17 protein-coding genes are annotated in these 13,127 nt (G+C 41.7%); 5 read left to right on the top strand and 12 right to left on the bottom strand.

Features of this window, described 5'->3' with window-relative positions; translation table 11 throughout:
* Positions 1-116: 116 nt before the first annotated feature.
* Positions 117-344 (bottom strand): hypothetical protein, encoded by a 228-nt coding sequence (locus H8B21_RS10235; RefSeq protein WP_190313649.1) that lies wholly within the window; start codon positions 342-344, stop codon positions 117-119.
* A gap of 237 nt (positions 345-581) precedes the next feature.
* On the opposite strand from H8B21_RS10235, the gene H8B21_RS10230 reads away from it, so the two are divergent.
* The gene (locus H8B21_RS10230) at positions 582-1,196 is read left to right on the top strand and encodes a S24 family peptidase (RefSeq protein WP_190313648.1); all 615 of its coding nucleotides are present in this window, start codon (positions 582-584) and stop codon (positions 1,194-1,196) included.
* A gap of 92 nt (positions 1,197-1,288) precedes the next feature.
* Here H8B21_RS10230 and H8B21_RS20745 read toward each other — a convergent pair whose 3' ends face one another.
* Positions 1,289-1,411: a hypothetical protein gene (locus H8B21_RS20745; protein ID WP_262891552.1), complete on the bottom strand. Its 123-nt coding sequence runs from the start codon at positions 1,409-1,411 to the stop codon at positions 1,289-1,291.
* A 213-nt stretch (positions 1,412-1,624) separates the two neighbouring features.
* Between H8B21_RS20745 and H8B21_RS10225 the strand changes: the two genes are divergently transcribed.
* From H8B21_RS10225 to H8B21_RS10210, 4 genes are read left to right on the top strand one after another with little or no spacing between them, the layout of a single operon-like run.
* Positions 1,625-2,383, top strand: a complete 759-nt coding sequence (locus H8B21_RS10225) for a hypothetical protein (RefSeq protein WP_190313647.1) — start codon at positions 1,625-1,627, stop codon at positions 2,381-2,383.
* Positions 2,384-2,393: 10 nt separating this feature from the next.
* Entirely contained in the window at positions 2,394-3,047 is a 654-nt protein-coding gene (locus H8B21_RS10220) for a hypothetical protein (RefSeq protein WP_190313646.1), read from the top strand.
* Positions 3,017-3,799: a sensor histidine kinase gene (locus H8B21_RS10215; protein ID WP_190313645.1), complete on the top strand. Its 783-nt coding sequence runs from the start codon at positions 3,017-3,019 to the stop codon at positions 3,797-3,799. The genes H8B21_RS10220 and H8B21_RS10215 overlap by 31 nt, the downstream gene beginning before the upstream one ends.
* Positions 3,792-4,451, top strand: coding sequence for a response regulator transcription factor (locus H8B21_RS10210; protein WP_190313644.1), 660 nt, complete (start codon positions 3,792-3,794; stop codon positions 4,449-4,451). The genes H8B21_RS10215 and H8B21_RS10210 overlap by 8 nt, the downstream gene beginning before the upstream one ends.
* Here H8B21_RS10210 and H8B21_RS10205 read toward each other — a convergent pair whose 3' ends face one another.
* From H8B21_RS10205 to H8B21_RS20600, 10 genes are all read right to left on the bottom strand, one after another.
* The gene (locus tag H8B21_RS10205) at positions 4,452-5,411 is read right to left on the bottom strand and encodes a glycoside hydrolase family 43 protein (RefSeq protein WP_190313643.1); all 960 of its coding nucleotides are present in this window, start codon (positions 5,409-5,411) and stop codon (positions 4,452-4,454) included. It lies immediately after the preceding gene.
* Positions 5,412-5,466: 55 nt separating this feature from the next.
* Complete coding sequence (locus H8B21_RS10200) at positions 5,467-5,793, bottom strand: metal-sulfur cluster assembly factor (RefSeq protein WP_190313642.1); 327 nt, start codon at positions 5,791-5,793, stop codon at positions 5,467-5,469.
* Entirely contained in the window at positions 5,774-7,054 is a 1,281-nt protein-coding gene (locus H8B21_RS10195) for a hypothetical protein (protein ID WP_190313641.1), read from the bottom strand. The genes H8B21_RS10200 and H8B21_RS10195 overlap by 20 nt, the downstream gene beginning before the upstream one ends.
* Before the next feature lie 28 nt (positions 7,055-7,082).
* Positions 7,083-7,907 carry a DUF2249 domain-containing protein gene (locus H8B21_RS10190; protein WP_190313640.1) on the bottom strand — a complete coding sequence of 275 codons (825 nt, stop codon included), beginning with the start codon at positions 7,905-7,907 and terminating at the stop codon, positions 7,083-7,085.
* Positions 7,904-8,836 carry an iron-sulfur cluster repair di-iron protein gene (gene ric / locus H8B21_RS10185; RefSeq protein WP_190313639.1) on the bottom strand — a complete coding sequence of 311 codons (933 nt, stop codon included), beginning with the start codon at positions 8,834-8,836 and terminating at the stop codon, positions 7,904-7,906. Before ric ends, H8B21_RS10190 begins: the two co-directional genes overlap by 4 nt.
* Before the next feature lie 465 nt (positions 8,837-9,301).
* Positions 9,302-10,072 (bottom strand): ABC transporter permease subunit, encoded by a 771-nt coding sequence (locus tag H8B21_RS10180; RefSeq protein WP_190313638.1) that lies wholly within the window; start codon positions 10,070-10,072, stop codon positions 9,302-9,304.
* Positions 10,062-10,799 (bottom strand): ABC transporter ATP-binding protein, encoded by a 738-nt coding sequence (locus H8B21_RS10175; RefSeq protein WP_190313637.1) that lies wholly within the window; start codon positions 10,797-10,799, stop codon positions 10,062-10,064. Before H8B21_RS10175 ends, H8B21_RS10180 begins: the two co-directional genes overlap by 11 nt.
* Complete coding sequence (locus H8B21_RS10170) at positions 10,796-12,079, bottom strand: nitrous oxide reductase family maturation protein NosD (protein WP_190313636.1); 1,284 nt, start codon at positions 12,077-12,079, stop codon at positions 10,796-10,798. Before H8B21_RS10170 ends, H8B21_RS10175 begins: the two co-directional genes overlap by 4 nt.
* A 10-nt stretch (positions 12,080-12,089) precedes the next feature.
* Entirely contained in the window at positions 12,090-12,542 is a 453-nt protein-coding gene (locus H8B21_RS20605; RefSeq protein ID WP_223814954.1) for a nitrous oxide reductase accessory protein NosL, read from the bottom strand.
* The gene (locus H8B21_RS20600; protein ID WP_223814953.1) at positions 12,523-13,116 is read right to left on the bottom strand and encodes a hypothetical protein; all 594 of its coding nucleotides are present in this window, start codon (positions 13,114-13,116) and stop codon (positions 12,523-12,525) included. Before H8B21_RS20600 ends, H8B21_RS20605 begins: the two co-directional genes overlap by 20 nt.
* Positions 13,117-13,127: the final 11 nt, after the last annotated feature.

Here is a 13,127-nt window from a genome sequence, read left to right as displayed (position 1 = left end):
TTAATTAATTTGAGATCGGTTAATTCTTAATTCGTCTCGTAATTTGTTTATAGTTATTTATTTTGTAAATATACAATATAATATTGTAATAAAAATTTTTTTTGAATTTATATTTTTTACGGGTAAGTTTTCAGTTCGATCTGAAAGGTGAGAACTGATCCGTCGATGTCCGTGACCTTAATTTCGTAATAATCGGTCTTGCGTTTCTTTTCTATAATAAGATGTTCTTTTACATAGTTTTTATCTTTTATTGGTATTTTACTTATTGATAATAAGTTCATTACTTCATTTACTGTGATTTCTTTTACGCCTTTTTCATCTTTTATTTTTTTAATTGAATCCATAGCTCATAGGTTATCATTAGTTGATGTTAGTAGGGTTATTTCCGTTTTCTTTTTATTGTTGACATGCTTATTTTAACTATGTTTGCGTGCAAAGATAATGGAATTGTTGATAAGAAAGCAATAATAAATTGTAATTTTGCAATTAATTATTGGTTTTATGTTAGTTTTTGCGTTTTGGCTTGAAATTTGTAAACTATGCATGATGTTTTATATCTTTACACAAATAGAATTTTGAATATGTCAGATTGGGCAAGATTAGACCGGGTTATACAATATTTCGGGCTAAATGTCAATTCCTTTGCAAGGGAAATCGGTTTAAATAGAGCCGAAAGACTGTATCAGATAAAAAAGGGAAACTATTCCATCAGTAAAAACCTAGCAGGTGTTATTGTCAAACACTTCCCCGAGGTCAGCGAGACATGGTTGTTAACCGGCCAGGGACATATGCTTGTTTCCGGCGCTGGTGTTGCCAAGATCCCATTGTACAGCATTGACCTGGACGCCTTTGGAACTGACCTGTCGACGCTTCCGGTTACCGACGAGCTGGAAATTCCCCTCTTGGCAGCCAGCGATTTTGCTTTTGTTAACCCCGGTGAGGCGATGAGCCCGGAAATAGGCAATGGAAGTGTGGTGTTCGTAAAGAAAGTGGATAAGGACGCTGTTGTGTTTGGCGATATATATCTTATTCTTTCTTCTCGCATGAATGTTGTGCGGTATGTTCGCGGGCTGGATGACAAAAATTGGCGACTGGTGGCTAAGAATGTGACAAATTTTGATGATATCATCATGAGCAAAGCCGATGTGAAAGCGGTATACAAAGTAAAGGGTGTCCTCTCCATGATTTCTATTTGAGGAGATTCGCTTTTCACGGTGTCGTAAAGTGGTTTCGTTTTCATGTCTTTATAGGGTTAGTTCGTTTATCCATCTACACCAGATAACTTCTTTTAGCCTGTCCCCGGCTGTCCATGTGCTATCTCTCCATTTGATGTAAGCAAAGTTATCGCCATCGCGCCATACGTATCAAGCGTAGCATCGCGGTATTTACCCCCGTGAAATCCCCCTCCCATGCCAGGTAGCGCTACGGTATTTTAAAAAAGTTAATAGTGTGGTTTGTAAAGACGGAATAGCCGCTAGGGACTATCTATGGTGCGGTTTACCTTGTAATGATGCAATTCAATAATTGACTTTTTGGAATGGGTATTGCAAAAAGATGAAATAATATTGTATCTTGGGGCTACAATTAACTAACATCATTTTTTAATAATATAAAATATCAAATTATGGAGCAAAAACTTCCAATTAGAACATTTATTTCTACGCCTGTGGGCGATGCGAGACAAAACTGGTACAAGACCAAAAAGAAACCGATGCTTGACAAGCTGGATGCTAGAATTCAGGCACCAGAAAATTTTGCGATAAGCTATATAAGGGCGTTTATCGAAAGTGTAAACAAGCTTATTAAAACAAATGGCAACCTAGCGGTGTATCTTGGTGCGGAGACGGAGGGAAAACCGGACTTCGTCTTGCTCTTTGCGGGCATTAAAAAATGGTCTAATCTTCCGAATACGTATCTTCTGTTGAACAAAGAGGGGAGACTGGAAGAGATTTCTACAGAAAGTGGAAATATGCTGCGGAACAATTATCAAAATGGTATTCAGCCTGTTTTGGCTGGATCAACTGGTGATGGGGATATTGAAACAGAGTATGTTTATTTCGAGAAAGATATTATTGCGGAAATATTGGGAGAATGCAAATTTCAGGCGGATCAAGGTCGAGTGGATGGCTTAAAAGTTCAGCTGGTTTCTTATGCCGATAAAGAAGCGGAAGTTGGTTTTCCTCGAAGCAGGGATACGGAACGTATATATCTGGAACGGCTTTCTATTATGTTTACGTATACAAAGGATGGCCGGGATACCAGCTTTGAAAAGATTGACCCCAAGAGGTATGAAGAAACTCGACGTAAGCAAGAAGAGGATAAAAGCGGTTTGAATAGTGGACGACCTGTTCCTCCGCCACCACCGCGAGGAGATATAAAGTAGTTCATGTCTCATGAATACCACGTATTATATTTATCTCGGAGTATTAACGATAGCTGCATTGACGGCTATCGTTAACCTAAAGCGGGGACATTCTTTGCCGGTTCAAGTTATTGCCCTCGTGGTGTTGTACACCGGTTTGGTAGAGTGGAGCGTTTTTTACAAAACTGAATTCTCATCAGAGACGACGAGCGTACATATCTATAACTTTTTTCATCTTGTACAATATTTAGCATTTGCTTACTATTTTCGACAACTCGTCAAATCACGTGTTTTTCGAAAAATCATGCAGATTTTTTTATACTTCTATCCGGTATGCTGGTACTTTCTGATATTCTTTGTTTTCCAGTTCGACGAATGGAATAGCTATGTGTTTATATCGGGAGGTGTGTGCACAATTCTTTGGGCAGTCGTCTACTGTTATCAATTATTAGCGGCAGACGAACCTGTGATGTTGCGGTTTAATGGTAATTTTTGGATTGCCATTGGTTTGATTTTCTTTTATGTATGTAGTGTCCCTTACATGGGGATGTATCGTTTTTTAACCGAATATCATCTTAATCTAGCTACGCTATTGTGGATTCCTCTGCAAATCTCCAATATCGTCATGTATTCCCTGTTTACCTATGCCTTTATATGCCAGTTGACCATTACCAAGAGATCTTAGCCGTCATCATTACGGTGGTTGTACTGTTCATGGCCTTGCTGTGTGTGATGGTATTGATTATGTTCAACCATCAGCGACGCAAATTCCGATACAGGGAAGAGAAAAGAGCGATGTCCGAAGCTTATCAGAAGCAATTGCTGGAATCGCGGTTGGAGATGCAAGAGGAAACCTTTGATACTATCAGCCGGGAGATACACGATAACGTAGGGCAATTGCTGAGCTTAGCCAAAGTACAGCTGAACATTGCTGGGCAAAGCGCCACGGCCGACAAGGATCTGCTCGAAGATATCAAGACAAACGTAGGGCAGGCGATGACCGATCTGCGCGACATCGCCAAAAGCCTGAGCAGTGAACGGTTGCAATGGATACCGCTAACGCAGGCTGTTAGCCAGGAACTGCAGCGCATCGGCCGCAACGGTTTGATGCAATGCCACCTACGTATGGTAGGCGAGGAGCACCCTCTTCCGGAGCAGAGTAAGACCATCGCTTTTCGTATGGTGCAGGAAAGTCTGCAGAATATCTTGAAACATGCACAGGCTACTGAAATAAAGGTCTTGTTCGACTTTGCCGACATCGGATTGCATATTCATATTCATGATAACGGTCTCGGTTTCGATACCGAAAAAGTTGCGACAGGAGGCCTCGGCCTACAAAACATCAAAAACCGGGCGGCGCTTATGGGTGGTCACGTCGACATCAATAGCGCCTCCGGAGAAGGTACAACTATTATATTACACGTTCCTTATGACTAATATCAAATATATCGCCATCGTAGATGATCATGCTCTTTTTCGTAAAGGATTGGCTGGACTCATCAACTGTTTTCCGGGCTACCAAGTCATCTTGGAAGCTTCTAATGGAAGGGATATGATCCATCGCTTACAAGTGGAACAATTGCCTGACATTATCCTGCTCGATATCAGCATGCCAGAAATGGATGGCTATGCCACGGCCGAGTGGTTACGGATCAACCACCCCTCTGTCAAAATACTTGCGCTTAGTACCATGGATGCGGAGTCAGCTATCATCAAGATGATCAGGCACGGTGCCAAAGGCTATGTGCTCAAAGATGCTGAACCTAGCGAGCTCAAAAGGGCATTTGAGGACGTACTGTCGATAGGTTATTTCTTCAACGAACTGATTACGCGCAAAGTGCTACTTTCCATACAAACCTTAACCGAGGAAAGCGATATCCGAACTTTTGTCAAGCTCACAGACCGCGAAACGGAATTTCTCAAGCAGATCTGCTCCGAAAAGAGCTATGCAGAAATTGCGGACGAGATGTGTGTCAGTGTACGCACGGTGGAAGGCTACCGTAATGCCGTATGCGAAAAACTGCAGCTCAAAACACGAACCGGCCTAGCGATGTACGCCATTAAAAATGGGATTGTAAAATTAGATTAGTTAAGGTAATTCATGTTTAACCCCTTCAAACGTCATTTTCACTGGATTGATAAAACCTTGATCATCAAACGTCATGCGATCAATGCAGGTTTCCCGTTCGTGCGCTTCTGTTTTATCTAGCGGACGACGATGGTAAACGATATAATAGGTGTCCTCGTTGGGAATTTTGATGACAGAATGATGCCCTGCACCGGTCGCGATAGTCTTATCCTGCTCCAAAATAGTTGCGATGCGTTTAAATGGGCCGAAAGGGCTGTCGGATATAGCATAGGCGACTTTATAATCTGGCCCGGTCCAACCGCCTTCTGACCACATGAAATAGTATTTGTTGTTTCGGATAAACATGAAAGGACCTTCCACGTAATTTTCGGGTGTTACTTCTTTGTAAATGGTGCCGTCATCGAAAGGCACCAAGCTTTTGAAGTCGTCGCTGAGCTTCGCTACATTGCAATGACGCCACCCGCCGTAGAATATATAATATTGTCCGTCTTTATCTTTAAAAACAAATTGATCAATAGGTTGTGCGCCGTGGACGATTTCGTTGATCAATGGTTTTCCCAACAAATCTTTATATGGACCTTCAGGCCTGTCTGCAACGGATACACCTATACCTCCGACTTCTCCTTCGTGGACATCATTCGCGCTAAAGAAAAAGTAATATTTACCGTCTTTCTCTATAATACTTGGTGCCCACATGGCTTTGTGCGCCCATTTCACTTCCGATGTGTCGATAATCCGAGAATGCTTTTTCCAGTTCACTAAATCTTTGGAAGAAAAAGCATCGAAGAATACCTGTTGTTCGTATGGTGCGGAGTAAGTTGGGAAAATCCAATATGTATTGTCGTATACGATACCCTCAGGATCGGCATACCACCCCGGAAAGATAGGGTTTTGTTGTGCCGATACAACAGACCATCCTAATAAGAGATAAAAACAGATAAAAAACGTTTTCTTATTCATAGCACGACGATTATATTCGTTCTAAAGATAAAAAAACAATCTGTTTTTTATGTACTTATAGTCCCAGTTGTTCTCTTCCCGCTTCACTGATATTGTCAATGCTCCACTCGGGTTCCCATACCAATTCGATTTTCACTTCACGGTTGGGAAAAGCCTCGTGCAAAACATTGATAACACCTTGTTCTATGGCGTCGCCCATCGGACAGTGGGGAGTGGAGAGTGTCATCGTTACCGTGATAACCTGTGGATGACGAAAATCAACACCGTATACCAAACCAAGATCAACGATGTTGACATTCAATTCGGGATCTATTACCTGCATCAATGCCAAATTTGCCTGCATTTCCTCTTGCGCAAATTCATTAGTTAACGATATCTTCATAGCCTATGTTGGTTTTGTGAAATATAACACGAAAGACATTATAGCCGTATAGCAGCGATACGATAATCCATAAGATACCGGTTATCTGCAATAGAAACGATTGTTCGAAAACAATACCTATACACATGGATAATAAGGCGCCTAGGTATAGATAATATTGGTAAGGAATTAACCTCTCGTGATACAGCTGCTTGGGCATGGGGATCTTTGCCTTCCCGTTTAAGTTTTTATAACGTTTATTCCAAACGATAAAAGGAAGTGTTTTAAAAGTTTTTCCCAGAATAATACCGGTAATCCACCCTAAAAAAATAAAAGTGCCATAAAGCGCAGCCCATTTCGTTTCTGACGATACAAGGATAACCGGAATGAACATAAAGGCAAGGCTTAAACATAAGAAAGAGAAACCGGCATGTTTCATTAACAAATCCACTTTTTTACGGGCACGATGCCTGTATGTGTCGATGATATAAAGTAACCAACAAGCGGTTCCCAATGCGACTAATACACCGTGCATGGACATGCGTAAGGTAACAGGGTTAAAATAGCCGTCTGCCAGAAAAAGGATAAGTCCGACGTTTTGTAAGATCAATGCGGCGTATAGCAGCCATGTTCTTTTCGATTTGCCCAGCAAAAACATCGGAATAAGCTTCGCGCCGACGCCACATATCAATTGCAGAAACCATCCCGCTATACCCGCATGTGCGTGCAGCTTGAGTATATCCAAATGGTTGCGTGGGATAAAGGTATAACGTAGATTGATTGCCAATAATAATCCTACCGTCGTAGTAAAACAGAGCCAAAAGGCAGAGAGCAACAAAAAATGCTGCTGCACTTGTGATTTATTGGAATCGTTGGCAGTTTGGTACAGATTGAAAGCATAGAGATAGCTACTGCATAGCACACAGGTGCCCGATATGATCATTAACCACTCCATATCAAATCTCCAGAAACACCAAATCATTCCGCAGGTGCCTATTGTTAACAATATATACGATAGGAACGCCAGGTGGTTGCTGAAAAGTTCCCGTTCGCAAATAACGGGGAGTAGCTGGTACGCTGCACCGAAAATCACCATCGTTGCCCAACCTAACGCCGCGGTATGCACGATGGCTAATATAGGTGGATTAAAATAATGTCCGGTAATCTCTGATGCGGACATGAAAAGTAAAATGCAGAGTACAATAAAGAAAAGGGCAGCCGTACCATAAAACGGGATAACGGCAAGCTCCTTAGGGGCTTTATTTACAAATATATCAGCCATATTTTAGCGTTGTACCATGAGGTGTATGTTACTTTCGATGTATCAAAAGTCGGACATCGCCGTCGGAAACCCCGCAAAGCTTGACGATAAATTCGTAGTTTCCCATCTCTTCCAGAAGATGTAACGGAACACGTCGATGCCTTACGTAGAGTGCCTTACCATTATCGAGTTCGGGCAATGTATCCAGAATTCGTTCCATCGGCTGGGGCATGGGAAGATCACGGACATCCAACTGAATAATATCCGGTTCTTGATAACGCTGTAGCAGGGCCTGGAAGTCTTCCCAGCTTAATGTTGAGATTTGGGTTTCTTGAACCTGTTCCTCTGTAGCATGCTCTTTCAAGAAATAGGTGAGATATTCGTTCTCGTTGACTTGCTCGACAAATGTTTTAGCGCCTTTCTTTTCCAATAAAGTAATGAGCGGACTGGGAATGAACGTATTGATGATGCAGAGAATATTTCCGGCGGACAATTGCCGATATTGTTCATTGATCTCCCGTAAGGGATCATGTCCTTCTTCAATCGCCTGTCTTACATCTAAGTGGGTGCATTTTTCCTTATCTAACCAGACGGGCTTCTCGGAAGCGGCCGTCTGGCTAAGTGATTGTAGGTTTTCATTTGTTTCTAACGACAACGAGAAGCCTAGTGGTTCCAATACCCGTTTAAAATCTGATAATTTGCAACCGCCTATCTTGGCAGCTTCGGAAATGGTTACTCGCGAAGCGAGGACTTTCCGTAACAATGGATTCTTTAGCTTTTGCAACGGCTTAGACAGGGCGGCAATAGCGCCAATACTTTGACTATTAGCGCGGATAAGCTCTGATATTCGGGTGTTGGGTGTAATAGTTATCATAAGGTACTTAACTCTTTACGACAGGTGTCGATAATTTTCGGAAATAGGATATTGTTTTCCAAATGGATATGCTGCAATAAATCCTGTTCAAAAGCTTTCATACTATCAAATAGATAGGTGTAAGAATTGCAGGCATTCTCGGGAAGTGTATAGTCTCTCGTCAATTGCTTGAATGCTGTTAACTCAGCACCTGCGTCCTCGTGCTCTTTTCGCAATTCATTTACGATATAGGTAATTTTTTCTTTTGACAGGGAAGATAGCTCTTTTGTGAGCGGGAACAATATGTCCTCTTCTTTTTGTAAATGATCGTATAAATCCGTCATGAATAGGTGCATATGCTGAGCAAGTTCCAATAGCTCTGGATGTTCGTTGCCGTGACGCAGAGCAACCTTATCTGCCAATTGTTCCAGTGTTGGGCCAAACTCACGGACATATCCATGGTGGATATTTCTGATATAATCGGCAAGGAATGTAATATCCCAACTGTTAAAATCAAGATGTACGGGGATACTGCCTTGTTTGTCTGCTGCTGCCAATTTTGTCCGCAGTTCTTCTTCGCTCAATCCGATGGTGGAAGCGGCTTCCTTCAACGTTGTTTTTCCACCGCAGCAAAAATCTATTCCCAGTTTTTTAAAGACTTCCGCTTTGCGCATGTCTGCAGCAGCAATTTCACCTACCGTTTCTTCCTGGTTTTCTTTTGCCGGTTTAGCGATGCTAACGCGCCACCATTCCGGTCCTGATTCCAAGTATTCCCATTGGAAGAAATTTCCTCTCTCGCCCAATAATTGATAATATAACGGACGGGGATCATGGTCGTTTAGAATGATGAAAGACTCGCCTTGTTCCAAGGCATCAAAATGATCAAAAATAGTCGGATGTTTTAGTCTTGGTTCGATGGCTGTGACATCTAATATGGCTGTTTTTATCATGGCTTTTATGTATTAAATATGAATTATTACACAAAGTTATATCGTTGATATCTGGTGTTTTATGCGTGGACTCATAAGGGCGAAAAAACATGTCAGAATAATGTTTTTTTTGTGTTCTTTTTTCCGTAAAAAGAACCAAAACCTCGTCGCCTAAAACCTTTGGCATATAGGATAGTACTAAGATAGTATTTGTACAGTTGCCAAAGCTTTTGATGCGACATTAGGTGTTAAGGAGGGGATGGTGCAATCGCGTAAATGAACATGGGTAGTCATAAATTGTGGTGATGTGGGATAAAATGGCCTTATATTGTTTTGCGGTCATTTTTCAGCGGGCTATTCCGTAAAAAACAGCATTATGTTTGAGCGAAGCGAGTTTTATGCTGTTTAGGAATAGCCAAGGAAAAATAGCAAAACCATATTCAGCCTTGATTTTTTGGTTACTTTTTTATCAAGAAAAAAGTAATATTAAAGATCCTTCTTCTTAAAGTACCGGGTAGCAAACCAAAGGGGTAGTGCCGTCCATAACAACATCACGAAACCGGTGATCAACATCCCGGTATGTGTGCCAAAGAAATTTCTAAAAATAGCACCCGTATAACCCATCATGGCGGAGAGGTCTATTTCTAACAAAATTAAGATGCGGCTGATATCTATTGGATTCAGCATAGACACCGCTATCATCATTTTTTCGATGGGATAATCGGCGAATTGGAACAACAAGAACAATAGCATGGCATCGAAAATCACTGCGAAGTACAACCATAAGATAATCGCCAAGCCGATTCCCTTTGATTTATCACGGATACGTACCGCCGTCCACATAGCGATGGATACAAATATCAGTGATAGCAATAAACCGCCAATAACGAGTGTTATGCCTGATGAACTATAAGCAAAGATAAAGGTCGGTATGCCCACGCCAACAAGAAAAGTTAGGGTCATCGCACTGGCGAGTCCAATGAATATGCTGAGCCATATACTTTGCCGTTTTAAAGGTTGGCTAACAAGCAATGCAATAAATTCCGTACTGTTGTATAGGTAAATGGTAGAAAATACGATACACACCAATGGTACAACAAACAGTACCAGATTCAACATACTGGCAATACCCTTATCGGTATTGTCTTCCATAAAAAAGATACTCAGCGAAAGAGCAAGAAGCACCAAGGTATAGAACAATATGGTGCGATTGCGCAACAAATCGGAAATAACGTATTTGATAATCTTATTGTTCATGGATAACTTCTTTGGTCAAATTTTTATATCCCATAACATGGGCTATAGCTCTCGATAGTTTATCGGTGCCGGTGTCGGCTTTCAATTCCGCAAGGGATTTGTGAAAACGTAACTGACCGTCTTGCATATAGATGATTTGGGAGACAAGGTCGTCCAGATCACTGAGTACGTGCGAGGTAATCAGAATAAGTTTGTTTTTCTCTTTCTCTTGGATAATTTTCTCTTTCAGGATTTCCGTAGCTACCGGATCTAGTCCCGCTGTGGGTTCGTCAAGAATCAATACTTTGGGATTAAACATAAAGGCGAGACAAGCACTTACTTTTTGGCGCGTTCCGCCGGAAAGGGTACGCATTCGTTTGTCCAGCATGCTCTCCAATTCAAATTTTTCGTAGAGTTCGTTGTCGAGTAGGTGAGAAGGTGTTTTGCGTATATCGATCATCATATCCAATACTTGGCCAATGCTCATGTTTTCCGGATATTCTCCTTTTTGCGGCATATAACCGATATCGCTACGGTATGCCCATTCCCGGTTTATATTTTTATCTTCAAAATAAATACTGCCGGAACTTGGAACGACCATGCCAAGAATGGATTTGATCAATGTTGTCTTTCCACTGCCATTAGGGCCGATGAGTGAAATACATTGGCCGGGCATTAAGGATAAATCGATGTTCTTTAACGCCTGGAGCTTACCAAAATGTTTAGAAAGTTTTTCAATTTTAATCATCGTATAGCATGTTTCGTCGAGCTTTCCGTCAGTTGACGGATCGGTTTCATCAAGGGCTCTTCGTCTTTTAAATTTTCTGGTGTCAAGCTTGGGATCATTTTTTCGCTACGGTCAAATAAGGTAACCATAAAACTACGGAAAAGTAGCATAGCCGCAGGATATCGCTCGACAAGCATAGAGAAAAGGCTGACCGGGTGATGCGGTACATCGCCAATGCCGTCTTTGTTAAGATCATAACCTTCGTAGTTATCCCAATAATTGCCCTGAAAGGTATTCGTCATTTTGCCACCGTTCGTGGCAACGTCAAATGTATTTTGGATAAAGGTATTTCTGCTTAATGTATTGTGCATGCAGCTGGTGAATATCTTGATGGCCCAACCGTTGTTCTCAAAACTGTTCTGCTCTATTTGAATGCGGTTACTGCCTTCCATGAAGATGCCTGTGGTATTTTTAACGAATGTATTGTGCTGTATATGGCTATCCGTGATGTCTTTCAGCAGAAGTCCGTACGTAGCATCCCCCCAGTTTTCTTCAAAAATATTGTGTTCCATGCGCACGCGTTGCGTATACATTACGGCTACGCCAGCGCCGTTCGCTTTAAATGTATTATAGTGGTATTGGTTGTCGTGCGAAAACATAAAATGTAGACCGTAGCGGAGGTTGTGTTGCGCTACATTTCGGTCTACTTGTGTATGGGTCACGAATTCCAGGTAAATACCGTCGCGGTGTCCGAAAATTTCGTTGTTAAGAATGGTGATACTGTCGCTTTTCCATGCGTGAATGCCGTTTCCGACTAAACGTTCCGTTTCGCCGTAAGTTTGCAGCCGGTTGTTTTCAATGTGGCAATTTTTTGCATTCTGTAAGTAAATCCCGAAAAAATTATTGTCGAGTATATTATTTTGTATGGAGACATATCGGCCATTATAGATTTTGATGGCGGCAACGTCTTTTATGGAAGAATGGGCAGAATTTTTAATCGTGAATCCCTTTATCGTGACATGGTTTGCCTCGATGGAAACGGGTTCATGTTTTTTTTGTGCGTCGATGACGGGGTTATCTATCCCGATAAGAGACAGACTTTTAGTAATTAAAATATTTTCTTCCTGATAAAGCCCACCATGTACGATAATCGTATCGCCATTTTCTGCTTTCGCAATGGCCTGCGTGATGGATTGGATGACGTGCTGTTTACCTACATGAATGGTAGTGGCACGTGTCGTACCAACTACCATACATAAATAAACACCAGTAATCAATATATGAAATAGAAAATTCTTCATGGCCATATCTTTACTCCCAAAGGTCTTCCCATGTGAGCGGTGTACCACCAACTTCTTTTAATGTCTCTTCCATATCGCTTTTATTTACAAATGCTGCGATATCACCCCGCATGGGGCTTTTTAACGCTTCGCTTTTCAAATAGAACATGTCTTCAGCGGGTTTAAGCTCGCTGGTTTTGAAGTCAGGAAGATAGAAAGCTGCTACATCATCGCGGTTTATATCGCCGTCTTCGACGTAGGCAATCATACATTGTACGTCATCAAAATTATAAGCGCGCCCTTTTTTTGTGACCAATTGGGTGCCAAAGCGGGCATCACTGATGGTCATTTTACAATATACGCATTGATCTTTTCCGTATTGAATAGGTTGCGGGCCGGCGTTGCTTGTGCAGGCATGTAGGCATGTAAAAACAAAGACCATAATAGCACTGAATAAAGCAATTTTAAAACTGATGTTTTTCATTTGAAGTATTTTTTTTAGATAACCATATTTCCCGTGCAGTGCAATATGCCAATAACACACCTACAGCGATAAAAGTCCAGCCGCCGATATCCGGAATGGAGAATGCGCCAAAGTTGAGCAATTGCTTAAAGCCGATAAGCGGAGGTTGATAGGCCATACCGGGAACGATAATAGGTGCATTAGGGTCGAGATCATGACCGTAATCGTACAGCCACCTGTAAAAATCGACCATAGCTACAATCCCGAATAAGAGGAAAGCAGCAAACAGCACATATACCCATTTCCTTTTACCACTTATTGCTACAGCCAGGAAGCTCAATGCAAAGAAACCAATGATATAGGGTAGGACAGTAAATTCGATGAAATCATCGGCATGAAGTGTTTTCATGCCGATGTAGTGATTCAACCCGTTGATAATCTCCACATTACCGGCTAGCTTATTGCTGTATATCTTTAATTCCAGTCCTTCGGGATATTGCGCTGCATCCAGCTCAATACGCCAAATCGGGAGAAAGATAACCGCAGCTAGGGCTAGGCTGCATACGATGAGTATGATGCGGTTCGCAGATGTCATAAGTGTTGAAT

This window comes from Sphingobacterium chuzhouense (assembly GCF_014692525.1).
In the GTDB taxonomy this organism is placed as follows: Bacteria; Bacteroidota; Bacteroidia; order Sphingobacteriales; family Sphingobacteriaceae; genus Sphingobacterium; species Sphingobacterium chuzhouense.
This window is presented reverse-complemented; position numbering and strand designations above follow the sequence as displayed.

Coding starts and splice junctions, on each gene's coding strand:
- H8B21_RS10225 (WP_190313647.1), top strand. CDS start 1,625: ATGGAGCAAAAACTTCCAATTAGAACATTTATTTCTACGCCTGTGGGC.
- ric (WP_190313639.1), bottom strand. CDS start 8,836: ATGATAAAAACAGCCATATTAGATGTCACAGCCATCGAACCAAGACTA.
- H8B21_RS10220 (WP_190313646.1), top strand. CDS start 2,394: ATGAATACCACGTATTATATTTATCTCGGAGTATTAACGATAGCTGCA.
- H8B21_RS10170 (WP_190313636.1), bottom strand. CDS start 12,079: ATGAAGAATTTTCTATTTCATATATTGATTACTGGTGTTTATTTATGT.
- H8B21_RS10175 (WP_190313637.1), bottom strand. CDS start 10,799: ATGATTAAAATTGAAAAACTTTCTAAACATTTTGGTAAGCTCCAGGCG.
- H8B21_RS10230 (WP_190313648.1), top strand. CDS start 582: ATGTCAGATTGGGCAAGATTAGACCGGGTTATACAATATTTCGGGCTA.
- H8B21_RS20605 (WP_223814954.1), bottom strand. CDS start 12,542: ATGAAAAACATCAGTTTTAAAATTGCTTTATTCAGTGCTATTATGGTC.
- H8B21_RS20600 (WP_223814953.1), bottom strand. CDS start 13,116: ATGACATCTGCGAACCGCATCATACTCATCGTATGCAGCCTAGCCCTA.
- H8B21_RS10235 (WP_190313649.1), bottom strand. CDS start 344: ATGGATTCAATTAAAAAAATAAAAGATGAAAAAGGCGTAAAAGAAATC.
- H8B21_RS10190 (WP_190313640.1), bottom strand. CDS start 7,907: ATGATAACTATTACACCCAACACCCGAATATCAGAGCTTATCCGCGCT.
- H8B21_RS20745 (WP_262891552.1), bottom strand. CDS start 1,411: ATGGGAGGGGGATTTCACGGGGGTAAATACCGCGATGCTACGCTTGAT.
- H8B21_RS10200 (WP_190313642.1), bottom strand. CDS start 5,793: ATGAAGATATCGTTAACTAATGAATTTGCGCAAGAGGAAATGCAGGCA.
- H8B21_RS10205 (WP_190313643.1), bottom strand. CDS start 5,411: ATGAATAAGAAAACGTTTTTTATCTGTTTTTATCTCTTATTAGGATGG.
- H8B21_RS10215 (WP_190313645.1), top strand. CDS start 3,017: ATGCCAGTTGACCATTACCAAGAGATCTTAGCCGTCATCATTACGGTG.
- H8B21_RS10210 (WP_190313644.1), top strand. CDS start 3,792: ATGACTAATATCAAATATATCGCCATCGTAGATGATCATGCTCTTTTT.
- H8B21_RS10180 (WP_190313638.1), bottom strand. CDS start 10,072: ATGAACAATAAGATTATCAAATACGTTATTTCCGATTTGTTGCGCAAT.
- H8B21_RS10195 (WP_190313641.1), bottom strand. CDS start 7,054: ATGGCTGATATATTTGTAAATAAAGCCCCTAAGGAGCTTGCCGTTATC.